Source organism: Pedobacter sp. T50_32 (assembly GCF_057652195.1).
Genome location: NZ_JBYFBY010000001.1, coordinates 808027 through 834799, shown reverse-complemented (window position 1 = coordinate 834799; position 26773 = coordinate 808027). Strand labels below are relative to the sequence as shown.

The 26773-nt window shown below is 37.6% G+C and carries 23 protein-coding genes; 10 read left to right on the top strand and 13 right to left on the bottom strand.

From position 1 onward, the window contains the following. Position 1: 1 nt before the first annotated feature. Complete coding sequence (locus tag AC23ME_RS03675; protein WP_487726390.1) at positions 2-874, bottom strand: hypothetical protein; 873 nt, start codon at positions 872-874, stop codon at positions 2-4. Further along, the gene (locus AC23ME_RS03670; RefSeq protein ID WP_487726389.1) at positions 874-1848 is read right to left on the bottom strand and encodes a stage II sporulation protein M; all 975 of its coding nucleotides are present in this window, start codon (positions 1846-1848) and stop codon (positions 874-876) included. The genes AC23ME_RS03675 and AC23ME_RS03670 overlap by 1 nt, the downstream gene beginning before the upstream one ends. Positions 1849-2048: 200 nt before the next feature. On the opposite strand from AC23ME_RS03670, the gene AC23ME_RS03665 reads away from it, so the two are divergent. Next, positions 2049-2789 carry an RDD family protein gene (locus tag AC23ME_RS03665; RefSeq protein WP_487726388.1) on the top strand — a complete coding sequence of 247 codons (741 nt, stop codon included), beginning with the start codon at positions 2049-2051 and terminating at the stop codon, positions 2787-2789. Positions 2790-2843: 54 nt separating this feature from the next. On the opposite strand, the gene AC23ME_RS03660 is transcribed toward AC23ME_RS03665, so the two are convergent. Next, positions 2844-5522 (bottom strand): BspA family leucine-rich repeat surface protein, encoded by a 2679-nt coding sequence (locus tag AC23ME_RS03660; RefSeq protein WP_487726387.1) that lies wholly within the window; start codon positions 5520-5522, stop codon positions 2844-2846. A gap of 374 nt (positions 5523-5896) precedes the next feature. Between AC23ME_RS03660 and AC23ME_RS03655 the strand changes: the two genes are divergently transcribed. Both AC23ME_RS03655 and AC23ME_RS03650 read left to right on the top strand, forming a co-directional pair. Then, the gene (locus AC23ME_RS03655) at positions 5897-7732 is read left to right on the top strand and encodes a 7TM diverse intracellular signaling domain-containing protein (protein WP_487726386.1); all 1836 of its coding nucleotides are present in this window, start codon (positions 5897-5899) and stop codon (positions 7730-7732) included. 6 nt (positions 7733-7738) lie between these two features. Next, a complete protein-coding gene (locus AC23ME_RS03650) occupies positions 7739-8338 on the top strand; it encodes a response regulator transcription factor (protein ID WP_487726385.1) in 600 nt (199 codons plus the stop codon). Here the strand turns inward: AC23ME_RS03650 and AC23ME_RS03645 are convergent. The 6 genes from AC23ME_RS03645 to AC23ME_RS03620 form a co-directional block, all read right to left on the bottom strand. Then, entirely contained in the window at positions 8335-8937 is a 603-nt protein-coding gene (locus AC23ME_RS03645) for an SGNH/GDSL hydrolase family protein (protein WP_487726384.1), read from the bottom strand. The two genes, AC23ME_RS03650 and AC23ME_RS03645, sit on opposite strands and share 4 nt — an antisense overlap. 2 nt (positions 8938-8939) lie before the next feature. Beyond that, positions 8940-9239, bottom strand: coding sequence for a DUF2752 domain-containing protein (locus tag AC23ME_RS03640; RefSeq protein WP_487726383.1), 300 nt, complete (start codon positions 9237-9239; stop codon positions 8940-8942). Between the two features lie 42 nt (positions 9240-9281). Further along, positions 9282-9752 (bottom strand): DUF5684 domain-containing protein, encoded by a 471-nt coding sequence (locus tag AC23ME_RS03635; RefSeq protein ID WP_487726382.1) that lies wholly within the window; start codon positions 9750-9752, stop codon positions 9282-9284. A 105-nt stretch (positions 9753-9857) separates the two neighbouring features. Continuing rightward, complete coding sequence (locus tag AC23ME_RS03630) at positions 9858-10796, bottom strand: carboxypeptidase-like regulatory domain-containing protein (RefSeq protein WP_487726381.1); 939 nt, start codon at positions 10794-10796, stop codon at positions 9858-9860. 69 nt (positions 10797-10865) lie between these two features. Next, on the bottom strand, positions 10866-11561 hold the full coding sequence (lipB, locus tag AC23ME_RS03625) for a lipoyl(octanoyl) transferase LipB (protein ID WP_487726380.1): 696 nt from the start codon (positions 11559-11561) through the stop codon (positions 10866-10868). A 65-nt stretch (positions 11562-11626) separates the two neighbouring features. Continuing rightward, positions 11627-12274 carry a 4'-phosphopantetheinyl transferase family protein gene (locus tag AC23ME_RS03620; protein ID WP_487726379.1) on the bottom strand — a complete coding sequence of 216 codons (648 nt, stop codon included), beginning with the start codon at positions 12272-12274 and terminating at the stop codon, positions 11627-11629. 67 nt (positions 12275-12341) lie between these two features. Here AC23ME_RS03620 and dcd point away from each other — a divergent pair, with 67 nt between their 5' ends. From dcd to AC23ME_RS03590, 6 genes are all read left to right on the top strand, one after another. Beyond that, positions 12342-12878: a dCTP deaminase gene (gene dcd, locus AC23ME_RS03615; protein WP_487726378.1), complete on the top strand. Its 537-nt coding sequence runs from the start codon at positions 12342-12344 to the stop codon at positions 12876-12878. 148 nt (positions 12879-13026) lie between these two features. Next, positions 13027-15741, top strand: coding sequence for a TonB-dependent receptor plug domain-containing protein (locus tag AC23ME_RS03610; RefSeq protein ID WP_487726377.1), 2715 nt, complete (start codon positions 13027-13029; stop codon positions 15739-15741). Positions 15742-15748: 7 nt separating this feature from the next. Then, complete coding sequence (locus tag AC23ME_RS03605) at positions 15749-18091, top strand: TonB-dependent receptor plug domain-containing protein (RefSeq protein ID WP_487726376.1); 2343 nt, start codon at positions 15749-15751, stop codon at positions 18089-18091. Between the two features lie 78 nt (positions 18092-18169). Continuing rightward, positions 18170-18937: an enoyl-CoA hydratase/isomerase family protein gene (locus tag AC23ME_RS03600; RefSeq protein ID WP_487726375.1), complete on the top strand. Its 768-nt coding sequence runs from the start codon at positions 18170-18172 to the stop codon at positions 18935-18937. Positions 18938-19023: 86 nt separating this feature from the next. Further along, on the top strand, positions 19024-19899 hold the full coding sequence (locus AC23ME_RS03595) for an SDR family oxidoreductase (RefSeq protein WP_487726374.1): 876 nt from the start codon (positions 19024-19026) through the stop codon (positions 19897-19899). An 88-nt stretch (positions 19900-19987) separates the two neighbouring features. After that, a complete protein-coding gene (locus AC23ME_RS03590; protein WP_487726373.1) occupies positions 19988-20662 on the top strand; it encodes an FkbM family methyltransferase in 675 nt (224 codons plus the stop codon). Here the strand turns inward: AC23ME_RS03590 and AC23ME_RS03585 are convergent. The 3 genes from AC23ME_RS03585 to AC23ME_RS03575 all read right to left on the bottom strand — a co-directional run bounded on the left by AC23ME_RS03585 (position 20652) and on the right by AC23ME_RS03575 (position 23530). Beyond that, positions 20652-21596, bottom strand: coding sequence for a Smr/MutS family protein (locus tag AC23ME_RS03585; protein WP_487726372.1), 945 nt, complete (start codon positions 21594-21596; stop codon positions 20652-20654). The two genes, AC23ME_RS03590 and AC23ME_RS03585, sit on opposite strands and share 11 nt — an antisense overlap. A gap of 103 nt (positions 21597-21699) precedes the next feature. After that, positions 21700-22746 carry a 3-oxoacyl-ACP synthase III family protein gene (locus tag AC23ME_RS03580; RefSeq protein ID WP_487726371.1) on the bottom strand — a complete coding sequence of 349 codons (1047 nt, stop codon included), beginning with the start codon at positions 22744-22746 and terminating at the stop codon, positions 21700-21702. 145 nt (positions 22747-22891) lie between these two features. Beyond that, positions 22892-23530, bottom strand: a complete 639-nt coding sequence (locus tag AC23ME_RS03575; protein ID WP_487726370.1) for a transposase — start codon at positions 23528-23530, stop codon at positions 22892-22894. A 29-nt stretch (positions 23531-23559) separates the two neighbouring features. On the opposite strand from AC23ME_RS03575, the gene AC23ME_RS03570 reads away from it, so the two are divergent. After that, positions 23560-23802 (top strand): hypothetical protein, encoded by a 243-nt coding sequence (locus AC23ME_RS03570; protein WP_487726369.1) that lies wholly within the window; start codon positions 23560-23562, stop codon positions 23800-23802. Positions 23803-23818: 16 nt separating this feature from the next. Here the strand turns inward: AC23ME_RS03570 and AC23ME_RS03565 are convergent, their stop codons facing one another. Beyond that, the gene (locus AC23ME_RS03565) at positions 23819-26599 is read right to left on the bottom strand and encodes an outer membrane beta-barrel protein (protein WP_487726368.1); all 2781 of its coding nucleotides are present in this window, start codon (positions 26597-26599) and stop codon (positions 23819-23821) included. Between the last annotated feature and the right edge of the window lie 174 nt (positions 26600-26773).

Below are 26773 nucleotides of genomic sequence, written 5' to 3'. Positions count from 1 at the left end.
ATTAATAATCTTCGTCTGGATGTGTTACAGGAGCAGTTGATTTTCCAAAATCCTCAATTCGACCCATTAAACCTTGACTTTCTTTTCGCTCCGCCAAATTATAGTATATAAACGCCATCGAGACTAAGGGTATAATCATAAACACTTGCGATAGCGATTGTGAAATAGCTGTAACGATCTGGTAACTTTTTAAAATTTTTATGTCTCCCTGAGTAAAAGCACTAACCATTGTTAAAATTAAGGCAGGAGCATATATCACCATCATAAAAACCACAGTAATAATACTTACTACAAATATTGTTGCGAAGGTAATCCACCAGTTTTGTTTCACTAATGCAAAGGCCCTGCTAAAACTAGAGCTAAAGTCTGCGTTTTCTAAAATCATCACTGCTAACAAAATAGAGAACGCTGGGGTAACGTAAATTCCAGGAACTAGACATAACACAGTACAAATTACCCACATAATGTAAATTAAAATTACACTTAACATTACCCTAAAGAAGTAATATTTAAAGTAACTCCAAACCTCTTCTACAGTTGGCGCTACATTGCCTTTTGCAATATACAAAGCAACAAAACTAAGTACCGACGTAGTCATTGCTGTGTAGTTCAATATGCTAAATACGATCACTAAAAGATAGCGCCATCCAACCATATAACTCCAAATACTTGTACGGTAATTAGAACCTTGGCCTACATCTAAAATATGAAGTTCCATAAACACGTTGGAGATCATTCCGCCGAAGATGAAAAACCCACAAAGTAAAAAGAAGGTTTTTAAGAGGGCTTTGATATTCTGTTTGATAAATAAAAGTGTACCTGATATTATTCCTTCAAAATCCCTTACTTGTTTGAATTCTACTTTATCCTTCATTATAAATTATTTGAATTAGGTTGAGGTTGTGCGGCTATTCTTTTAGCTAACTGATATGGATAAATGACAACATACCACACCATAAATGCTAATGATGTTGCTAATATTGATATACTTAACCAGATGGGCATTTCCGTATATCGAGTAACAAATCCTTCTACAAAAGCAGCCAACAAAATAATCGGAATAATACCCACTGCAATCTTTGTAGCATCCTTACCGCTTCTTTTAAAAGCTTCTAAACGAGTATAAGTTTTGGGAAACAATAAGCCATGCCCCAGCACTAAGCCTGCACCGCCTACTACAACAATGGATAGTATTTCTAAGGTTCCGTGTATCCAAATTACAAGGATAGAATCTGCGCCCAAACCTTTACTGAAAAAGTAGTACTCAAAAGCGCCTACCATTATTCCATTACGCAACAGATAAAATACTGGTCCGATAGAAAACAAAGCACCACTTACAAACATCACAAAAGAAACCCAAGTATTATTTGCTGCAATACGAAAGAACATCGCAAATTCGTTTTTCTTTTTATACACTCCAAAAGGATCTCCTTTGGCAATGTTTTCGTTGGTCATGTTTACATATTCATCACCTAAAATTAAACGCACAAAACGATCATCGTATTTGGCAGATAAAGCACCTATGCTCATTGCCAATACAAAGAAAATAAACGAGTAAAGAATTTGTTTGCGATAGGTATAAAAAAGCAGAGGTAATTCTAATTTCCAATACCTAAAAAACCTGCCCTTCTCCTCTTTTTTATTCTTATAAATTGCCTGATGTAAAACAGAAGCCAAACCGTTTAGGTATGCCGTAGTTTTAGACTTGGGGTAAAAAGTCTTAGCATAAGCCAAATCGTTGGTGATATCTACAAAACGCTGTGCAAGCTCATCTGGACTATCTGTTTTCAGCGCCTCGTAATTCTTCCACTTTTCAGCATTTTGCTTTACAAAGAGCGCTTCTTTCATAGCTATTTCTGTTTCCGGAGATATTTTTGGTTAAAATAAAACAAAAATCTTAAGCTACAATAAAAAATCACCGCAAGTTTTAAATTAGCCACAGATGCACAGATTTACAATTAAAAATATATTTCTCCTTTGTGATAAAATCTGTTTCTTTAAAAACAATTATCTGTGCATCTGTGGCTATAATTTTTATATTTGACATAATGGAAACCATCAAAATTAACACTAGCCAACACGTAGAAATAGATTATCCGGTAGCCGGTTTAGGCGAAAGAGTGGCGGCATATCTCTTAGACTTCGCCATGTTTATGGTTATCTATTTTGTTGCAATGATTGCTTTGGCCATTATTGGAATAGAAAGCACCCTCAAAAATAGCTCAATTGTAATCCTGGTAATCATATTTGCAGTATGTTATGTATTTTACGATTTACTCTGCGAAGTGATTTTTAACGGGCAGAGTTTGGGCAAAAAGTTACTAAAAATTAAAGTGGTAAGCTTAGATGGAGGACAAGCAAGCATCGGTCAGTATTTTATTCGCTGGGTTTTTAGAATTGTTGATTTTACCCTAACTGCAAATATGTTGGGCTTTATTTGCGTTGCGGTATCAGAGAAAAAACAACGTATAGGCGACTTGGTTGCCGGAACAACCTTGATTAGAACAGTTCCTGCCACTAAGATGGAACACATCGCTTTTCATCCATTTGAAAGCGAAGAATATGTGCCAATGTTTGGGAATGTAACCATGTTAAGCGATGCCGATATTGAACTTATCCACGAAGTAGTGCGAACTTATTACACTACCCATAACACACAATTGATTTACCAAATGGCAGCAAAAGTATCAGGGCATTTGGCGATTGCTATCCCAGAGGGGATGAATGAAATGCAATTTTTAAAAACTGTTTCTTCGGACTATATTTATTTAACCTCGAGAGCGGTTTAAATAAAAAAGCGAAGTTTTTAGGCTTCGCTTTTTTGAGTATTAAATAATAGGATTTTATTTAACTAAAACCTTCAGACTTTCCGTTTTCTGCTCGCCTTTTACTTTAATGATGTAAGTACCAGTAGGTAACTGCGTGTTGTTCAGTTTATGGTTTGCTACGCCTTGTAACAAGGTCAGTTTTTCTGTGTGCAATGTTTTACCAGTGATATCTAGAATGCTAACATCGGCTGTTTTTCCAAATTCTGATGGGATAGAAACGTTGATTTCACGAACAGTAGGATTAGGGAAAACTTTGACAGATGCAGATGAAATTTTAAAGTTAACAACCTCATCCCCTACAATATTCAACTGGCCATCATTGTCCAGCTGTGCTAGTTGATAATAGTTAATACCGTTTAACGGATTGCGATCTGTATAAAAATAATTTTTGTTCTCATTAGAATTTCCCGCACCTTTTATTCTTGTCAATTCTTTAAATGTTTTGCCATCTGCCGAGCGGCTTAGTATAAATTCGTTATTGTCTTTTTCCGAAGCGGTTGTCCACTTTAGATCTACGGCGCTTGCTGTTAAGCTAGCATTAAAGTTTACAACAGTAACGGGAAGTACTCCACCATCATCAATAGTCCAATTTTTATTATTGGTTAATACGTTGCGGTATTGAAGCGAACTAGCAGGGTAGGTTAAACCTACGGCACCAAAGATTATATTGTTAGGCGTATTGGCACTTTCTGCCCAGCCTTTTAAAGTAAGCCCGTAGTTAGTGCTGCTTAATTTGGATCCATTTAACATCCTCTGCATATTTGCAACTGAAGTTAAATTCCAAGCACCTAAATCTTGGTTAAAAGCCGATGCAGAAAGAAACATGTTAGACATGTTGGCTACCTTGCTCACATCCCAGTGGCTAATTGATTGATTAAACAAACTTGCGCCAGTGAACATCCACGACAGATCGGTGATTTGGCTTAAATTCGGTGCATTTGTTGGCAACGAAGTTAAATTTTCTGCAGCTAAAAATGCTCCCATTAAATTTGTCCAAGCTATATCTCCCCAACTATCTACCGCAGTTAATCCTTTTGCCTGCCCTGCGTGTCCATAGGTTTGAAATCCAGTGAAAGTGCCATTTCCAGGCTTAATATATAGTTTGTAGGCGCCTGTACCATGTGCAAATTGTGGAAGTACGAGACTTACAGCATTAGTATTTACTAAATACGTACCTGAGTTGGCATTTGCCTCATCGCCTATTTTCTCCCAATAGTATTCATAATTAGTTCCTGTGGTATTAAAAGAAACAGCGTATCCGGTAGGCAATTTATCCGTATCCCAAGTGGTGATAAAAGCATTGGTATGGTCTATAACCGGCGCTGGAATTTCAATATCATATAAATACGCAGAACCAGCTAAGGCTTTTGAATTTAGGCCATTGGCATCAGTGTCATCTCTGTAACAACCTATAATAACGTTGCCCCCGTCCATTGCCAAGTCCGCTCCAAACATTTGAAGTTCTGTTCTTGTAGTGGCAACTATTTTTTGTTTTTGGATATATTTCCCCTCGGTATTTTTTGCAAAGAAGTAAGCAGCTCCATACTGTTTAGACGTTCCCGGAAAAGGAAAACCTCCCATTGATTGTGTATCTCCCTCGCTACGAGCACCTACAACTATGTGAGTTCCATCGAAAGCGAGCGCCTCTCCAAAATATTCTTGTGCCTCTCTATCTTCAGCAAATATTTTGCTATGATAATTCCAGACACCATTTTCATCTCTCTGATAGATATAGCAAATACCGGCGTAGTTTAGATATGGTTTTCCATCATCTGATTTTCCACCAATTGCTGTAATCACTAAGGTGTTACCTTTCAGAGCTACTTTCCTCCCAAAATACAGCTGCGTAGTCCTATCAGCGGCAGGTCCGACAAACTTTAATTTCTGTGTCCATTTAGCATCGTTACCTCGTTCAAAAACATATACCGCCCCAGCATTAACAAACTCATTGGCGCCTTGCAAATCTTTAGTTTCCTTTTCTTTTCCAACTACTAAACGATCTCCGTCAACATCGAAAACCTCTCCAAAATAAGCATTTACCGTTCTATCGCTCGGTACAATTTTTTGTTGTTGTGCCCAGGTGCCATTAGGCTGCTTCTCAAAAACGAAAATTGCACCAGCACCATCAACAGTAGCACCGCCGGTAGCATTCGTTTTATTATTACGATCGGCAATAAATAATCTATCTCCTTTTAGCTTGATTTTCTCACCAAAAGAGTAGCCACCAGCAACTAAGCCTACAATTTTATGTTTCTGATTCCAGACACCATTATCGCCTCTTTCAAAGATATAAACGGCTCCTAAGCCACTTGCGGATGCTGTTGCACTAATTGCTGCAACATTTCCGCTCATGCTCGTAGCATGACCAAATCTATTATTTACAGCCCGATCACTCGCCACAAGTTTTTGTTTTTGGCTCCAAACACCATTCTCTTTTTCGAAAATGTATGCCGACCCCGCTCGTAATAGTTCTGCACCTCCAGCTACATTGTGGCTTTCTGTATAGGCTCCCGAAATTGCATAATTGCCACTAATATCAACACTATTGTAGCTAAACCAATCATCTTTATCTCTATCGCTTGCTACAATCTTTGCAGAAAGTTTTAAGCTTTGTGCTTGCGATTGCATACTGAGACCGAGCGCCAGTAAAAGGGTTAATAAAAGGTAGGTTTTTTTGAGTAACATTATCTTCATATCTATTTGATTGGTTTAACTTTTATTTTAAAATATCTTTATTTGATGTAATATTTCTGCTTTAAATGCGTTGAAATTGAGTGGCAGAAGACGGAATGAATGGATGCTTTTTAATCATAAAAATAATTTGAGGAAATAAGTACATAAAAAGCCCAAAAATACCCACACATACCTCCCCATAAAATAGACCCCAGGGTTCTATTTGAAAATGATTTTGTTCTTCATTTTAGGATGTTGGCGAATAAAAAATGTAACTTTAAGCACTCTATACTGCGAAAAACAAGGAATTACTTGATAGAATCCCTTCGTTAATGCGCAATAACTTTTTTATCTTCAAGCTGTTACTCTCGTTTGGCCTTTGTTTGTTCACAACATTGGCGAAAGCTCAACACAAGTTCGAATTTCACCATCACGACCAGCTTCAACTCAAAACACATTTCAGGATTTTAGAAGATTCGAATAATTTATTCCATGCGGATGCGTTACTGGCAAATTCTCATCAATTTCAACAGACCGATCAGTTTAAACCTATTAAACCCGATAATACTTTTTGGCTTTCAACCACTTTTAAAGCTGGCGCCAATACAGAAGCGGTTGTATCTTTTAGGCATCTAACTTTTGCAGAACTTTATTTACGTGCCGATACTCCAAATGCGCCGCTAATCCACCGCAAAGCCGGAGCATTTAGGCCTTTGAGAGAAATCCATTCAACAGATAGTCGTTTTCATTTTTCGGTAGATCTAGCAAAAGATGTTACTTATCAACTGCTAATAAAGAGTACGCATGTAAAGAAATATGAACCAATTCTAGACTTTCAATTGAGCAATAAAAATGATTTCTTGGAAGCAAAGGCAAAAAGTGAACTCATAGATCTGTGGTTACAGGGAGCCTCTGTTCTACTTATTTTGTACGTGTTGCTTTCGTGGCTTTCTACAAAGTATCGACCTTACTTGTGGCTGGCACTTTTTGCATTGGGATTCTATTTTTACGACATCGCCTTAAGCAGATACCTTATCGATTGGTTTTTCCCTAACCATCCTCAAAACAGTTGGCTTGGCATACAAACCTTCTTGCATATAGGCTTAATTGGCCTCTTTCTTCTCATTATCGATTCATGGAATATCAAAACAAAAAACCAACAACTATACAAGTATTGCAAGGCATTAATTATAGCAATTGTAGCAATTTCAGTTATTTCATTTTTAATCAATTATTTCACCCTAAATTATAAACTTAGCACAAAAATCAACATCCTATTCTCATTTATACCAATTACTTACGCAAGTTACACGGTCTGTAAGCTTTGGAAACAACTCGATAAACAAGAGCGTTATTTGGCTTACGGTTTAGTCTTATACTTTTCTACCACTATTTTCTTTAACATAACGATTAGCATTTGGGGCGAAAAACTGTATTTATTAACGCCAATAGCATCAAAAGTTATTTCCATTAGCGTAGTACTGATATTTCTTACCGGATTAAACGCTCGATTGAGAAAGAACGAAAAAGACAAGATGCACTACCTGAATGAACTCAATCTGCTTCAGAAACATCAGAATGAGATTTTAGAAAGCAGCGTAGCTTCGAGAACAGAACAGCTAAATCAACGAAATCAGCACATTGAAACGCTGATGAACGAACTGAACCATCGCGTAAAAAACAACCTACAATTACTTTACAGCTTAAATAGCCTACAGCTAAGCTCAGTTGCAGAACCATCAACATTACATGTGCTGAAAGACAACATAGCTAGAATTAAGGCCATGATGTTAGTTAACGACAGTCTAAATCCTTTGATTGATGCTAAGCCTAACAGCACATCCTTAAAAGAGTTTATTTCAGAAATTGCCGCACACTCTAAGCGTATGTTTCTCGATAAACAGAATGTGGAAATTGACTTAGCTATAGATGACCAACTGATTTTAGATTCTAAAACCGGGTTATCGCTTGGGCTTATTGTTTCTGAACTGATCACCAATTCCTTTAAACATGCCTTTGCTGCCCATCAATCGCCCAAAATTAATATTAGCGTTTCTTCAAAAAGCAAACATTGGTTTTTGAACTATAGCGACAACGGCATAGGAATTAAAAATGCTACCAATAATGGTTTTGGTCTTTCTTTAATTAACGACCTCACTCGGCAATTGAAAGGAGCAGTAGAGGTAACCGATAATGAGGGCTTGACTTACACTTTCAACTTTCCTAAATAGGCATAAATGAGGATACTGATTATAGAAGACGAGATTATTATTGCACGATTTATTGAGCAACAATTGAAGGCCAACTTCAACTGTAGTACCGCCCTCGCCATCAATTTGAATGAGGTAAAGGGAGTGATGAAAGACTTTTTGCCGCATTTGGTACTTTGCGACATCAACTTAAATGAACAGGAAGACGGCATCCAAATCATTAGTGAATTACAGCAAACCTATGGATTTGGGACGATTTACATCACGTCTTATCAATCTAAAGCAACCATTGAGAGAGCACTGGCCACCAAACCTCTCAACTACATTGTAAAACCTGTAGATGAAACTAAGATTTACACCGCAATTAAATTAGTGGAAAACACCATCGCCTTACAAACCAAATTTGGTGAACGAACCAGTAACTCACTACCTATTAACCATATAGAATTAGCTATTGTAAGGTTGATTTTAAAAGGGCAAACCACTAAACAAATTGCAGAGATACTGTATTTAAGTCCGTATACTATTAAAAATTACCGCCACAAGATTTGCCGCAAACTAAACTTGGTGGATGAGAATAATGCTTTACTAAAATGGGCTTTACAGAATGAAGATCTAATTGTCTAACGGATCTTTTCGGCAATTAACGTAGCCCATTCTGCATACATTTTCCCAGAGGGATGAAGTCCGTCGCCAGCAATAAGGTTTTGCTTTTTTATGGCCTGCCTCGATCCTGGAGTGATATTTACATAAATTACATTTTGCGCTTCAGTTTCCTGCTCGTTAATACGGTTAAAGGCGTCGATCTCGTCGCTGATGGTTTTCAAATCTCTGCCGCTATTTTTGGCAAACTCGGTTACGCCCCAGTCTGGAATAGAAACCACATAAACATTCTCCTTTTTACCCGCAGCAAAGCTGATGGCTGTTTCCAACAACTCGGCAAATTCTGCCCTATAGGTTTCTTGCGAATAACCACGATATTGGTTATTTACACCAATTAACAAAGTTACCAAATCAAAGGTTTCGGTAATCTGCTCCTGTTGAATGGCGTGTCGAAGCTCGTCGGTTGTCCACCCTGTTTTGGCAATTACTTTGGGTTGCTCAAATTGATGCCCCGTATCGTTTAACAACCGCGTTAACTGAAAAGGAAAAGATTCTTCATGCTCTACAGCTTCACCAATGGTGTAAGAATCGCCTAATGCCAAATAAGTTTTTTTGTTAGCCATAATTAATGCACACGCTGAAATAGCATTTTGTAAATATAGCTGAACACAATAACAAAACCGGTAAAAAAATACATCGCCTTAAGCCATTTCGCCTCCTGATTAGATTTGAAAAACCAAGCACCAAGACCAGCGATCAAGCTAATTAGAAACGGAACTGTTGGCGGGTAAAGTTGGAAACTTTGATATAGATTCCCTTGAAGCAAAGCAATTACCGAGCGCTGAAATCCACAACCTGGACAGTCGAAACCGAACAGATACTTAAATGGACAGGGCAGCAAAAAAATATCCGCTCTGCGCAACATAAGCAAAGCGGATATTTTAAAGATATTTAAACTTAACAGCAATTAAAACTGATTTTGCGGTGGTTGATTAAATGGATCGTTTGGATTTCCAAAGCCATTACCAAAGCGACCTTGTTGTGCCTCTGCTGCAGATGGTCCAATATATTTTGCGCTACCGAAACCTAGTATAGGCCAGAAAATAAATCCTAACAAAACCAAGCCAACAGTAAAACCCTCTTCCTTACCAAAACTTTTGCTTACAAGGTTAATAAGCCAAATTGAAAAAACAATGTTAACGCAAGGTAGAAGGCACCATAACAACCAAATGCTTGGCTTACCCACAATTTCTATCATAATATAGATGTTGTAGATTGGAATAAGTGCTGCCCAGCCTGGTTTGCCTGCTTTTTCAAATGTTTTCCACATGCCCACCAGATAAAATATAGAAGGTACTAAAGAAATAATTAATAGAGTTCCTAAAATGCCTGCCAAAATGCCTGCTCCTCCTGAAGAGTAATCAGATGAATAATCCATAATTTAGTGTTTTTTAGTTTTTGATTTAGTTAAGATAAAGTTAGCACTTATGCCTAAATATCAAAATGTTACGTAAATATTTTTCTTAGCACTAAATCGTTTAAATTATTCGATAATTTCAATGCTCGATTTTACCAATATGTCTGCGAAACCAGTTTTACTTCGATCGCCATCTTTGGGTACAACACCTGCTCTATGTAAAAACCAATCAGTTCCTAGAAATTTCCGATAGGTTAACCCATATGACGAATCTATTCTATGGGCAACCTCAGGGCCATAGTAAGTGAAGGGTTTAGGTATTTTCTTTTTCTTACCATTCACATCAACTACTTCACGAAAAGTATTGCTTACAGAAGCAAACTTTTCATTAGCAAGCCATTCTATAGCTACATAAAAACCTTTTTTAGGAATTTTAACTTGATATTCAGAAATATCGAACTCATTCCAAGCATTTTTATTTGTAGCAACTAGTTCTAGGCTTTTCCCTAAAAGATCATTGCCTGGAAAGCCTTTTTCATTATCGTACAATCTTACTCTAAAAGGTGCATTGTATTTATGCCTACCTATAAAAAAATGAACACTTTTAACTATTCCTGCACCTTTTTCTTCATTCTTCATCAAAACAGCCGTTTGAACTCCCGACCTACGAAGTCGTTCATTAAAAGGATTGAAATTACTGCCTGTTTTTTCTAAAACCCCAACCTCTTTTAAAACAGTTTTGCCTTTTTTAATCACTACTTCGCTTAAAGTGATTGATGCTGGAAGAAGTTCGTAAACAGTTGCTGCACTCGACTTTAAGTTCGTAATATACTTGGCCGAGTAGCCTACACATGAGATTTTGATAGTATCTGAAGTTTTGCCTTGAGGGAGCTCGAACGTAAATTCACCATCTTGATTACTTTGTGTACCCATTTTGTACTTAAAGCTTTCCAAATTTACATAGGGGATTGGCTGTTTGGTTGCAGCATTAATTACTTTACCTTCTATTTTAATTTGAGCGAAGGCACATAAAGGTAGAAACAGAAATGTTAAAAGAATTTTCATTGTCGCGCTAATAGATTAACGCAAGATAATGAATTTAAGTAACGCAGCTTAGCTTTAGAGCTGTTGGTGTTAAATCAGTTCCATGGCGAAAAGTTTGGCAATGTGGCCTTTCAGCTTTGCTTTCACTTCATCCATATCTAATGGTTTGCCCAATTCTCGCTGCATAGAAGTTACATCTTTATCATCGATACCGCAAGGCACGATATTCTTAAAGTAAGCTAAATCTGCATTTACATTAAAAGCAAAGCCATGCATAGTTACCCAGCGACTGCAACGCACACCCATAGCACAAATTTTTCGGGCCTTTTCGTTATCTGCATCCAACCAAACACCAGTATAACCTTCATATCTACCAGCTGCAATGCCGTAATCGGCCAATGTAAGAATAACAGCTTCTTCCAAAGTGCGCAAATACAGGTGTATATCAGTAAAAAAGTTATCTAGATCTAGTATCGGGTAACCCACAATTTGCCCTGGGCCATGATAGGTAATATCGCCACCTCTATTGATTTTATAGTAAGTTGCTTCTTTATCTTTCAGTCCTTGCTCATCTAGCAACAAATTTTCGGGCTTACCACTTTTCCCTAAGGTATAAACGTGCCTATGCTCATTAAAAATCAAATAATTGGGTGTTTCTACAGCTGTATTTTCGGTTCTGTTCTTCGTCTTTAACGCAACAGTTTCATTAAAAACAGCTTCCTGCTTATCCCACGCTTCCTGATAATCAGTTAAGCCCCAATCTATATATTTTACTTTTTTGTTCATTGTTTTGTTGATGGTTAATAGTTTAATGGTCAATTGATGATAAACTATCGTCTATAAACTATTTACTATCCTATCACATAACCCAACATATAGCCGTCTTCGGTTTTAAAGTAGTTTACTTCCAGCTCCTTTGTACCTTCTGGCAAATTAACCAAAGCAGTTAAATCGCCTTCGTCCCTTAGTTTAAATGGCTTGATATGGATATCTCGTTTAAATTCCAGTTCTTTTCGTCCGTGCCATTTATAAATTGCCTCTTTTGCACACCAACACACGTACAAACCATTTATGTTATCGCCAATCTGTTTTTGGGCCAACTCTACATCCGATAGAAATTTATGTCTAACCAATTTTATCTTATGCTTAATCATCTCCATATCTAAACCAACCTTTTTATCAGCATCCCTACTAATCATCACGGCAGCATAATCATAAGAGTGGCTCAATGAAATATGATAATCATAATTTACCAGGTACGGTTTACCATGATCGTCCATTTGGCAATCGATATATTCTCTGGTATTTAGCATGGTACGGAGTAGCAAACGAGTGCTCAACCACTGCAAGGCTCGTTTTTCGCTCTTAAAAGAATCGATTTTTTCGAGTTCGTGCTGTTTAAGCTGAAGACCAGACATCAATTGGTTGTGGCTCTCTTCAATTTTCCATACCGCAAGTTCGGTATGTTCATCAATTTTTAAATCAAAAACTACGGGCATCCTCTAATTAGAAAATCAATGCAAAAGTATCTTAAATTAATCATAATTTAGTCCAAAAAACTTAAAAATGATATTATCGGACAAACGGATACTTGAAGAGATAGACAAAGGCGCCATCATTATAGAACCTTTTAAACCAGAATGTTTAGGCACCAACTCTTACGACGTACACTTGGGCAAATACTTAGCAACCTACAAAGACCGTGTTTTAGATGCCAAAGCACATAACAAAATAGAACATTTCGAAATTCCGAAAGAAGGTTTTGTATTACAGCCAGGAACCTTATATCTAGGCGTTACAGTAGAATATACGGAAACACATGAACATATCCCGTTTTTAGAAGGGAAAAGTAGTACAGGAAGACTAGGAATTGATATTCATGCAACGGCTGGCAAAGGCGATGTTGGCTTTTGCAATACTTGGACATTGGAAATTTCTTGCGCACAACCAGTACGTATTTACGCGGGCATGCCTATTGGACAGCTGATTTACTTTAAAGTAGACGGCGAAATTGCCAACCTTTACAACACTAAAACTAATGCCAAATACAACCACAAAACCACCCGTCCAGTAGAGAGCATGATGTGGAAAAACATTTTTTAAGTCTTTTTGAACCTTGTAACTAAAATAATAGTCTATAGTTTACAATTTAGAACTTGCTTTTTGTAACTTGAGGTGTTAATTGCCAATATATCAACAAAAAAGACATTCAAGAAGCACGCTTAAATTGGCAAACTAAATACACAGACAAATGAAAATTAAAAATATTACGCTTTCAAAACGCTTAGCACTCGCTGTGTTAGGCACTGTATTTATGAGCTTAGTTGGCGCTTCTGCACTAAAAGCGCAAGATGCTAACCTTAGCAATTTTACCAAGAAACTTGATGAGCTAACCAGCAAAAATGCCCAAGAAAAAGTTTATCTGCATATGGATAAGCCCTATTATGCCATAGGCGATGATATCTGGTTTAAAGCCTATACCATCAATGCTAAAACAGGCTTACCGTCAACCATTAGTGGTATGCTTTATGTAGAGCTAATTAACGAAAAAGACTCGGTAACCAAACAATTAAAGCTCCCAATGAAAAGCGGTATTACGTGGGGAGATTTTAAACTTACCGATTCGCTTAGCGAAGGAAATTATCGAGTGAGGGCTTACACACAATGGATGCGAAACGCGGGAGAAAATTTCTTCTTCGATAAAACCATTAAAATAGGAAACTCGTGGGCAAATAAGGTTTTTACAAAATCTAGCAATGTAGTTAGCTCCGAAAACAACCAGCAAAAAGTTATTACCACTATTCAGTTTACCGATAAACAAAATATCCCTTACACCAGTACACAAGTAAACTACGAAGTTAAATTAAACAACAAGACGGTAGAAAGAGGAAAAGGTACCACCAATGCACAAGGAGAAATTACCATTGAAACGGTAAACAAACAACCAGATGCTTTAAAAAGCGGTCAAATTATTGCCAACATCACTTTGCCCAACAAACAGGTAGTAAGCAAAGAAATCCCGTTAAAAACCACTTCAAAAGAAGTAGATGTACAATTTTTCCCTGAAGGCGGTAAGTTGGTTGAGGGCCTACCGAACAAAGTAGCCATCAAATCGGTAAATAGCAACGGATTGGGAGAATTGACTAACGGTATGATCGTTAATAACGAGGGCACCGAGATTTCAAAATTAGAAACCAATAAGCTGGGAATGGGATCCTTCTTCTTAAACCCAACTGCTGGACAAACCTACAAAGCGAATTTAACTTTTGCAGATGGAACTAAGAAAACAGTAAGCCTGCCTGTTGCAGAAAAAAGTGGACGTGTGCTTTCTGTCAGTAATCTAGATAGCACCAAAATGTCTATCAAAGTTTATTTTACTGAAGATCTTTTGAACAAAGAAGAATACCACTTACTTGCGCAGCACAATGGTGTTGTCTATTTTTCAACCAAGGTTGCTTCTACCAAGCAGGTAGTTGCTTTAACTGTACCAAAAGATAGTTTGCCATCGGGCATTGTACAGCTTTCGCTTTTATCTTCAACGTTTATTCCTTTGAATGAGCGTATAGTATTTGTAAATAATTTGCACGACAAAATTGACGTGCAACCAGAAAATTTAAAGGCCAGCTATGGCAAGCGAGAAAAAGTAGACCTATCTCTGGCGGCTAGCAATAGTGGTAAACCGGTGCAAGGCAGTTTTTCTGTCGCAATTACCAATATAGCTGCTGTAAAACCAGATCCTGAGAATGAAACCAACATCCTCACCAAGCTATTGCTAACCTCTGATTTGGTTGGCTACGTTGAAAAACCAAACTATTATTTCCTTAACAACGACAGAAATACAAGATTCGATTTAGACAATCTTTTACTTACGCAAGGCTGGAGAAAAATTGATTGGCAACAAATTAACAGTGGAGTAGAAACACCTCCAAAGTTTCCGGTAGAGAAAAAATTGCAGGTTAGTGGAACGGTAACCAGAAGTGGCAAACCTGTGGTGAAAGGTAAAGTATCACTTGTTTCATTTACTGGCGGATTTTTCATGACCGATACCTTGACAGATGACAAAGGACGTTTCAATTTCGATATCGAGTTTTTGGATAGCACCAAATTTGTGGTCCAAGCCCGTACAGAGAAGGACAGGAAGTTTGTAGATATTGTGATGGATAAAGTACCTGGAATGGTCACTAGTAAAAACCCAAATACTGGCGATATTGAGGTAAATGTAAATCAAGCCTTGGCCGCTTACCTACAAGAAAGCAGCAAATATTTTGACGACCAAACCAAACGAGGTTTATTAAATAGAACGATTTTGTTAGATGCTGTTAATATTGTAGAGAAACGGAAACCTACCTACAATACTTCTAACTTGGGTGGCGCTGGCAATGCCGATGCTGTATTTACTGCCAAAGATTTAGAGACAGCTTTCTCGCTTTCACAATATTTGCAGGGACGTATTGCAGGTGTGCAAATCAGAAATGGTCAAGCTTTCGCTAGAGGCAGCCAAAGCCCAATGGCTATAATAGTTGATGGGATGAATTTAGGTGGCGAAGATTTTAATTTAGATGAAATTGTTGTACAGGATATAGAAACTGTAGAAATCTTGAAAAGCATTGCAACTACTGCTATTTATGGTATGCAGGGTGGTTCGGGGGTTATTGTAATTAACACTAAGCGTGGTGACGGAGCAAGGTCAGTAAATACTTACACCCCAGGCTTAATTAACTTTACGCCAAAAGGACTTAGTGTTGTTAGAGAATTTTACTCGCCAAAATATGATGTAAAACCAGATAGTAGACCCGACTTAAGAACAACCGTTTTCTGGGAGCCACAAATGGTGAGTGATGCTAACGGGAAAGCAAAAATCAGTTATTTCAATACCGATGTACCTGGAGTTTATCGCATAGTAGTTGAAGGAATTGATGTGAATGGAAGTTTAGCAAGAAAAGTGTTAAATTATGAAGTAAAATAACAGTACCATGGCTCGAAAGCTTTTTACAACTACGGTGTTCTTAATTGTTTTTCTGGTAATGTCCTCAGTGGCTCAAAATACCGTACAGCCGAAAACTCAAATTAGAGAATCTGACACCCATTATCTGCCTGAGAAAGTATACTTACATTTAGATAAAACGGATTACACCATAGGCGATGAAGTGTGGTTTAAAGCTTACGTTGTTTCTTCAGACAATTTACCCACCAATACTAGCGGGGTGCTTTATGTCGATCTTATTGAAGAAAGCGTTGGTCTCCACAAACAACTTAAATTAGCTTTACAGAGCGGCGTTTGTTGGGGTATGTTTAAAACGGCAGACTTAAAGCCCAACAGCAGCTATCGCCTTAGAGCGTATACACGCTGGATGAGAAATGATAAATCGTCTTTTTTCTTCAATTTGCCGCTCGTACCTCATAAAAAAATAGAAGAGAAAGTAACAGAACCGCTTGAATTATCTTTTTATCCGGAAAGCGGAAAATTATTAGACGGCATTCCACAGAAAGTAGTAGTAAAAGCTTCACATCACGTTGCAAATGCTAAAGGTTCCGTAATTGACCAAAATAAAAATGAAATAGCAACCTTTCAAATTACAGATGGACGCCTTAGTCATTTTTATTTAACAGCTAAAAGCGGCGAAGTCTATTCTTCTCAATTAGTGCTCTCAAACGGTCAAACAAAAACTTTCACTTTACCTGAAGTGGTAAGCTCTGGCGTACAAATTAGCGTTAGAGATATTGATACAGCTAGAATTTCTATGCGAATACATTTAAGTCCAGATTTAATCGGAACTGAAGAACTTAGCATGGATTTAAAGAGAAACGGCGAGGTCATCTTATCCAACAAATTAGCATCAAATAAACCTGCGGCATTACTAAATCTTCCTATCGGCAGTATCCCGTCTGGAATTGTAATCCTTACTATCAACTCTCCAAAACATGGAATTTTATGTGAAAGACCTGTATTTGTTGACAACCCAAAAAATGTACTTTCAATAAATATCGACGAACTAAAAGCTACCTATAAACCTTCAGAAGAAATGTCGATACCATTATTTTCACATCAAGGTAATGTAGCGTCGCAGGGTAGTTTATCTATAAGCATCAATTACAACGACAAGGCATTTTCAACAAACAGTCCAAATATTTTTAACAATTTACTTTTAGGCTCAGATCTAGACATAAACGAAAATCAGAAAATTAGTCTGACTAATGATTGGAAAAAAAATGACGAAATTGTGCTTAGCAATGTCACAAGAAAACATAATCCTAATCTTGACATTAAGTATAAAGCAGAAAAAGGATTGGAAATAAGTGGAAAAGTAGAGCAAGATAAAAAAGCAGCTAAAAAAATCCCTTTATCCCTATATTCCATTACAGCACCCTTTATTACAATGGACACCGTTACTAACGATGATGGTCGCTTTTCTTTTTCTCTCCCTCATTTTTTAGATGCTACCCAATTTGCAATTAAAGCCAAGGGACAGTATATTATCTCTCTAGACACCGTCGATAACATAGCAGATATTGAAGCATATCAAAGTTTGAAAAATATAGTTTCGACTACCGACACTACCACCAAGCAGGCAATTATACCGAAAGCACAAACACCTAGTTTCGCTACAAAAACCAATACACTTAAACAGGTAGAAATTGTTGGCAATGTCAACAAAGCATCCCCTAGATCTTCAAATATGAATGGCCCAGGTATGGCCGATCATATATTTAATGCGGAAGATATGGAGAAATCGATGTCGCTACCACATTTTATAGATATTCATGTACCCTCATTACAACGTGTTGGCCAAGATACGAGCGAACTAAAATATTATTTAAGAAGAAATGTAAGCAGTCTAGATGAAGGGGGCATGCTGTCAAGTCCTAGCCCGGTTAAGATTATGTTAGATGGCGTTGAAACATCTGCTGAAAATATTACGAATGTATCTATAGATGACATCGAAAGTCTAGAAGTTTTAAAATCTGCTGCATATTCCGCCATTTATGGCGCATCAGGGGGCTTAATTATCGTTACAACCAAACGAGGAGATCGTAATAAAAAAAATCAACACTCTACTGCTGGCGGTCGGCCTCTTTTGTTTACCTCTCAAGGCTTTTCAGCAATTCCAGATTTCGGCAAAAAAGAAAATAATCCTATTCAGAAAAATACAAGTAAAACCATCTTTTGGAATCCCAATATAATTACTGACAAGGAAGGCAAAGCGGTGATAAAATATACTAATCTCACCGTTCCAGGATTTTACAAAATTACAATCGAAGGCATAAATGCGGATGGAAACCTCGGAAGAAAAGTACTCACTTACGAAGTAAAATAAGAGCTTATCAATTTTATGCTTGCATAATAAATCCAAACCTCTTAGCTTTATAAGAATATAAACGTAGAGCTAAGAGGTATGAATACAATTTCCACATCTGTAAAAGACAAACTTGCCATTATCACTTTAAATCGAGGCAAATCCAATTCGTTAAACCGAGAAATGGTTACGGAATTGAGTGATATGCTACATAACATCGAAAATGATGATAACATTGGTGGAGTGGTAATTACTGGACGAGAAAATTTCTTTTCTGCAGGTTTAGATTTAATTGAGCTTTATCACTACAATGAGGAAGAAGCTAAGAGCTTTTGGCACTTGTTCCTTAACTTCAGTGCGAAAATTACTGCATTCAAGAAACCTTTAGTAGCCGCAATCAATGGCCATAGTCCTGCTGGTGGTTGCGTAATTGCACTAGCCTGCGATGCAAGAGTAATGGCAGAAGGCAAATACATTATCGGATTAAATGAAGTACCTGTAGGGATTATCGTTCCTAACAGTATTTTTTCGTTGTACTCTTTTTGGTTAGGCCAAGCTAATGCTTATCGTAACTTATTAGAAGGCAAATTGTTTTCACCAGAGGAAGCATTAAATGTTGGTTTAGTAGATGATGTAGTAAAACCAGAAAGCATCATGACTGCTGCTGAAAGAAAAGTGCGAAAATATATGGCCTTTGAAGCAAACACTTGGCAGCAAAGCAAATTGAACTTGCGAAAAGGCATCATTGCTGCAACCAGCGGCGACCAAAGCGAAGATTTAGAAATCATGCTGAAACAATGGTGGTCACCAAGTACGAGGGCTATTTTAAAATCATTGATAGACGGATTGCAGAAGCCAAAATCTTAATTGTTAAATTGTTTTATTGCTGAATTGTTGACCTTCTTACCTCTGAAGCAAGGTCCTCATATCTCACATCTCAATACTCAAATCTTATGTACAATCAACCAATGTTAAAAGACGATGCCCTAAAAGGAAAAACCATTGTAGTTACCGGTGGCGGAACAGGCTTAGGCAAAGCGATGGGCACTTACTTCTTAAAGCTAGGTGCTAATTTGGTAATTACCAGTCGTAAGTTAGAAGTTCTGCAAAAGACAGCTCAAGAAATGGAAGCCGACACAGGCGGTAAAGTTTTAGCCGTACAATGTGATGTTAGAGATAACGCACAGGTTGAAAATGTACTTGCAGAAACGCTAGCAAAATTTGGAAGCGTTGATGTTTTAGTGAACAATGCAGCAGGAAACTTCATCTCTCCTACCGAACGCTTATCGGCAAACGCTTTCTCAAGTATTATTGATATTGTATTGAAAGGCACTGTAAACTGCACTTTAGCGTTCGGCAAGCACTGGATTAAGGAAAAGCAACCTGCAAGTGTACTGAACATCGTGACCACTTATGCTTTCACGGGTTCTGCCTATGTAGTTCCATCGGCTTGTGCAAAAGGCGGTGTATTGGCATTAACACGCTCTCTAGCGGTAGAATGGGGCAAGTACGGAATTAGAACTAACGCCATTGCTCCAGGGCCTTTTCCAACTAAAGGCGCTTGGGATAGATTGCTTCCTGGAGACCTAGCTGAAAAATTCGATTTTAAAAACCGTGTACCATTGAAACGTGTGGGCGACCATCAGGAACTGGCCAATTTATCTGCTTTTTTAGTGAGCGATTTTTCCAATTACATCAATGGCGAAGTGATTACTATTGACGGTGGCGAATGGTTACAAGGCGCTGGTCAAATGAATGGATTAGAAGCAATACCTTCAGAAATGTGGGATATGTTGGAGCAAATGACTAGAGGCGCTAAGGGAAGTTAAAATGGTTCATTTTATTAAGAGGCTTATTTCTTCGTTTTTCAGTAGCAAGCCGAAATTTTACACCATTCCATTTGGACCAATTAAGGGAATGAAATTATTTACGACCTTTCAAATATCTCCAAGAATGATGTTTGGCTTCGATGAAACGTGGGTGGCAGAAATTGCAAAAAAATACATCAAAAAAGGAGATACAGTTTACGATGTAGGTGCTCATATTGGTTATACTAGCTTATTGTTTGCTAAGCTAGTGGGTAATAATGGAAAAGTACATGCTTTCGAACTGCTACAAAGCGTTGCAAAAAACTTTCTTGAAAAAACTGTCGATGCAAACAAGTTGTCAAGTGTTGTTAAAATTCATCCCATTGGATTATCCAATAAAAAAGAGGAAATAGATATCTATATTGGAGAAACCATGATGGGCACTTTAGACCGTGAGGGTTATGAAACGGAAAAGGTGGAAAAATGTATCACCGAGAGCTTAGACGAATATCTACCAGAACATGTACAAAGTCCTCCTAACCTTATAAAAGTTGATATAGAAAGAGCTGAAATACAATTCTTAAAAGGTGCAACATCTACTATCAAAACCTTTAAACCAATCTTAATTATCGAATTTCACAATCTTCAATTACTTAAAGAAGGTTATCACCTATTAAATGAAATGGGTTATCAACTTTCCACTAAAAATGGAATTGTCAATGACAATTTAATTAAAAGCCTAAATTCGTTTTACGGCAATACGCTGGCAGTCCCTAAACCTTAAAAATCACCTCTGTAGCACCATAACCAAACTTTTCTTTTTTGGCATCCATAAAGGTACGTACCTGCGGATGTTTGCTGATTGTTTTATGAATTTGGTCGCGTAAAGTGCCATTACCTACCCCGTGAATAATTACAATGGATGGTATTTGGTGGACTATGGCAGCATCTAAAGTTTTTTGAAATTGTGCTAATTGCACATTGAGTATCTCACTTTGTGATAAGAAATGATGGTCGTCTCTCAGCTTTTCGATATGTAAATCTACTTCCTGTTGTGGCTTGGCAACTTTCGGTTTATCTTCCTTTACATTGAAGAAACTTTCCTTCAATTTTTGTGCATCAATTACGAGAGTAGGTTCATCTAACCTAAGCAACCAGCCATATTTATTAATTTCTGTAATTTGATTTTTAGCCCCACTAAAATCCTTTGATTTGAAACGCTTTTCTACCTGTAAAGAAGCTTTGGGCTTCACGTTACCAGATGAAAAGAACAAAGTTTGAAATGTAAAATTAGGCCAGTTATCTAAATCACCGAGGTTGGCTGTATAAACCTGTACGCTACTTTTAGGCTGTATCACTCCAGCAAATTCGCCTTTGTAAATACCTGCCTTTTCTGTTTTTAAAGATAACAATAACTGATAAGAAGTTCTATTTACCAAAGTGAAATGAGCCACTACAGAAGCCTTGTTGTCTTCGGCAACTGCCAAAAATATCCCATCTTCTACAAACTTTTCATCTACCTGTTGCGCAGGCATCGCATTGTTCGCTGTATCCGCATTGGCGTGATGCCCGTGCACATAAGTTAAATTGCTTTTAGCCACTGGAATTTCAAAACCATCCGTATCTGTTACACCAACAGTGATATCGTCAATTTCTTTAGTAATATATCCTTCTCTCTTTTCGTCGATGAAACGAACGTAGTCTCCTATTTTGAACATTGTTAGTATTTGTTTTAGATTCCAGTATTTAGATTGTTAAGCACAAACCGTTAAGAACGCAAACTTACAATCGTAATTCGTAAATCTAAACTCGTAAATCAAATTACCATTTTATTAAAGCACTTGCCCAAGTAAAACCAGAGCCAAATGCTGCTAGGCAAATTAAATCGCCATCTTTTACTTTTCCAGCTTCCCAAGCCTCGCTTAACGCTATTGGCACAGATGCCGCTGTGGTGTTGCCGTATTTTTGAATGTTGTTGAATACTTTGTCGTCAGCTAAACCGAGCAACTGTTGCACATATTGACTGATACGCAAATTCGCCTGATGTGGCACCAACAAATCAATATCTTGTGCGGTATAATTATTTGCCGCTAATGCTTCTTTAATAACTTCCGGAAACTTAACCACTGCTTTTTTGAAAACCGCTGGCCCATCCATGTAAGGTAATGCCGCACCACTTTCAATTTGTTCGGTAGTAATGAAAAGTCCTCCTAACTCTTGGTCTGGAAAACCAGGCTTGTCTTTTAACCATTTATTGGCGTGAGCTCCTGGATAATGCATTGCTAAAATCTCTGCATCGGCACCGTCACTATGTAAATGTGTGCTTAAAATTCCTTGTCCTTCTTTTTCTGCTCGTTGCAAAACCGCTGCACCTGCGCCATCCCCAAAAATAACCGATACGTTACGACTGCGGGTATCAAAATCCATTGCAAAGGAATGTTTCTCGCTGCCTACCACTAATATGTTTTTGTACATGCCAGTTTTAATAAACTGATCTGCAACTGAAAGTGCATATACAAAGCCCGAACATTGGTTACGAATATCTAAAGCACCTATTTCCTTCATCCCCATTTCGCGTTGCAGCAAAACACCACAACCAGGAAAATAGTAATCTGGACTTAACGTAGCGAAGATGATAAAATCGATATCGTCTTTAGTAACACCTGCTCGCTCCATGGCAACTTTAGCGGCTTCGATGCCCATTGTGGTAGTCGTTTCTTCGTACCGATCTGCGAAGCGACGCTCCTTTATGCCTGTACGTTCTTGTATCCATTCGTCATTGGTTTCCATGAAACGCGATAAATCGTTGTTGGTATATACATTTTTTGGAACATAATGTCCGATGCCGGCAATTTTTGAACTGTACATAATAGGCGGTTTGATATACAAAGATAGGTTAATTTCCGATTTTATCCCGTCCGTACGGGAATGACAAACAATTGACTAAAAGAAAACAAGACTTTGTGCACTAAGTTTGGAATCAGTTCATTGCATAACGAGATTTTGTAATTCTCTATTTAAAGAATTTATCCTTTTCCCAGTTAAATGGATTGTTCCTAATGTAATTTACGATATTTTCATGTGCATTTTGGTTTCGAATAATGTGGTCGTAATATTTTGGTTGCCATGCAAAATTTGGGTTTATTTCACGGCCAATTTTCGTAACGCCAATTTTAAATCCGCGAATAATGGATCCCATATTTCGTGATTGTGGTCCAAATTTGTTTTCAGCATTATCCTGTAGAGACACAAAATTTTGTGTCTCTTTGGGTAAATCAAGAGATAAAATATTTTGCATGTCATTTGAATAGCAAGATAGAATATCATCAGGAGACGCAAAATTTTGCGTCTGTACGACAGGATGCAAATCAATATCCATTTTATCAATTATGATAATCCCCTGGATATGGTTGGGCATCACCACAAATTCATCCAATAGCACAAATGGAAAATGTTGCGGGATATCCTGCCAACATTTTTGGGCAATTTTTCCAATAGCAGATAGATTCATTTCACCATTAACCACATTTCCAAAATAATGGATTCTATCTTTTGTGCAGATGGTAATGAAATATGCAGCGTTTGCACCGTAATTCCACCACCAAGCACGAACCGATGGGATTCGGTATTTATTTTTGAATTTTTCGGACATTATTTCAAAGGTTGATAGTAACTAAATTAATGAAAAACCTACATCAACAACATCTATCCCAGTTAAATTTAATTCACGACCTACCCCAAAAATTTTGGAAAGGGATAACGCAATTGTGTTTTAAGCAGGGATTTTTGTTAATTAAACCTGATGGCAGCGGTTATATCCCGATTTTTATCGGGAATAATAGCGAACAGCAGGGCTATCGTTACCGAAATGCTGAATACGGAAATTTTCAAAATAAAAAAGGCCGCATCCACGGCCTTGCTTAATTAACTATTAACCCTGCTAGAACCTAAACATGGTGTCTTTTCCGCCAACTTTGCCTCCAAAATTTTGGATGTTGTAAGTGAGGGTAAAGAGCCCGTGCCTACCAATATTGTTCACTCGCAAATCTCTAGCGGTATTTTCGGTGATGTAGACGTAACGTCTGTTATTGGTATTCAGAATATCGTTGAAGCTGCATTTCAATTGCAAGCGGTCGTTTTTTAGGAAAAGAAAAGTAACAGCAGCGTTCCAAAAACTCATGGTGTTGTTTTGCCCGTTAAGGGTTTGCGTGTTATGCTGTAGGCGATAGTTGGTTTCCCAAACCACTTTTTTAGGGAAACGGATAATCATTTCTGTATCGCTACTGTGGTTGTAATAATTTAAATCTCTGAAGAAATCGCTTTCGTAATAACTTTTGTTGAAGCCAAAACTGTAGGTTTCTCCAAATTCGAATTTATCGTTAAGGTTTATTCTAGCGCCAAGCCTTGGACCGCCATTGATAATTCTACTCTTACTATTCACATCGTTTACAATTACATAGCTTTGGTTATAATTACCCCAATAGCCCGTGCTGATGGTAAATTGTTTTCTGGTGCCTTTAAATTCTTTCGACAAATTACCGTTGCTATGGAACTGCCAAATACCATCTTGGTTTACGGGTGTGGTAGTCTGCACACCGCCATCGCTAACGGTTCTAGACATAATTACGCCGTCGTTTTGCACGCTACCACCTAAGTATAAATTATAGCTCAGTGTTTTTTGAGTATCGTATTTATACAAATTCATGTTTACTTGGTGTGTTTTAGATGGTCTTAAATTCGGATTACCATTTTGGATAAAAAACGGATTAGTGTTGTTAGCAACAGGCTGTAGGTAAGTTACAGGAGCTTCTCTAAACGACGGCGAGTAGCTGAAATTTAGACTTTTGTATCTGATGGTTAACTGTGGTGCAAAAAACTGAAAATGCTGTTCGAAACCTTGGTTATTTGCAAATTCGTTGGTTAAATCGATGGTGTTGAATACGAAGCCGGGCTGAATGTTCAAATCTTTGTTCACTTTCCACCTTAAGCTTAGGCGGTTGTTGGTTTTAAAGCCACTTTGATTTACAGTTTCGCTCAAATTTGGTACTGCAATATCATAAGCCTGGTTATTAGGGTTTTTAACAAAGGTTGATAACGCATTTTCATTATCGATATAGTTGGCGTTACTAGCAATGTTTAAACTTAACGACTTGCTAATAGGTTCGCTGTAATTTGCATTTAAGTTGATGTTGAAATAGCCAATATTGTTATCACGCCATTGGTCTAAATATTCGCTTGGATTTTGGGGGATATAGAAATTACTTTCGTTAAGATTGTATGTATCTGTGAGGTTTTCCCTTTGCGAAACATTTAAGGTAAGGTTTAATGAACGTCCAGCTTTTTTAAAGTCTTTCCAAAGGCTAGTGCTTAAATTCATATCTGTATTTCTACCTTTTACTCTAGAGTTGTTATCGCCATCACTTTCTAATAAAAGTTGTGTGTTATAAGTGTTGGTTCTTAATGCGCCGCGGTTATTAGAGATACCTATTGAAACAGTAGGTTCAATAGTTAATTTGGTTAAACTGTCTAGCTTGGCTTCAATTCTTCCGCCAAAATTATGACTGTAATTTCTGTTGGTTTGCTGCGAGCTAGTGTTAATGAACAACCTTCTTTGTGCCAAGGTTTGGTCTACGTCGGTTTGCGAATCGATAAAGTTATCGCTATAGCCTAAAAAGTACTTTCCATTAATTTTTACGCCTTTTTTGGTAAGCGTATTGAAATTTGCACCGGCACCTCCAGATTGCGTTATACCTCCGTTCATACCTCCTCCAAACGAAATTCCATTTAAACTAAAGCCGCCCTCAGAGTTAATGGACGTAGAGTTAACTCCAGACCTTTGCATTCCGCCAATTCGCATTACATCAGAAATGCTGAACCCTGGTTTGTTGGCATTGTTTCCGTAACCCAGCACACTTACTTGAGTGGTATCCCTAAAGAAACTCATGATACCACCAGCTTCGAATAATTCCTTTGGTCCACCGCCTGCATAAAGTTTACCAAAAGCACCACTTTTAATTGCTTTTTTAAGTTTTAGGTTGATAATTTGAGGAATGTTACCCGCCACAATATCAGGGTCTCTACGTTTTGCTTCTGGGTCGTCGGTCAGTTGCACTTTATCGATGATGTTTGCTGGCAGGTTCTTCGTTGCAATTTGTTGGTCGCCGCCGAAGAACTCTTTGCCATCTACTAAAATTCTACTTACCGATTTGCCATTTACCAAAATTCCTCCATCGCCATCAATGGTAACTCCTGGCAGCTTCCTTAATAAATCTTCTACCACCGCACTCGGTAAAGTTTTAAAAGACGCAGCGTTAAATTCGATGGTATCTTTTCTAACAATAATTGGAGGTTGTTCAGATAGTATGACAACTTCATTTAGTGTGTTTGTTTTTTCTGAGAGATAGATGTTGCCAAAGTTTAGATTGGCTTGAGATGCGTCTAACGTAACTTCTTTACGAACCACGTTGTACATCCAAGCATTTATGACTAAACGATACTTAGTTCCAATTTCTAAGTTGTTGATTTTGAAAATGCCCTTATCGTCTGAAAGCTTGTAGGTGTGTAAAACAGTATCAGCTCCTTTAAAAACAGAAATAGTCGCGAAATTCAGGGTAGTTTTTTTATTAACGCTGTCTAATAAAGTTCCGCTTACGGTTCCTTTTTGTGCAAATAAAAGTTGTTGAGTAAGAAGTGTAACGAAAAGTAGTAGAAGTTTTTTCATTTGTTTGATTTTACTCAAGAGACGCAGCGGCTTTTAAAATGTTGCACAAAACTAAATAAATAGTTTAAACTAAAAAATCAGTTTATCATCATATCATCTTCCCATAAAAAAAACCGCATAAGTAATCTCATGCGGTTTGTCTATTTTAAGAATGTGTTTGGTGAGGACACCAAA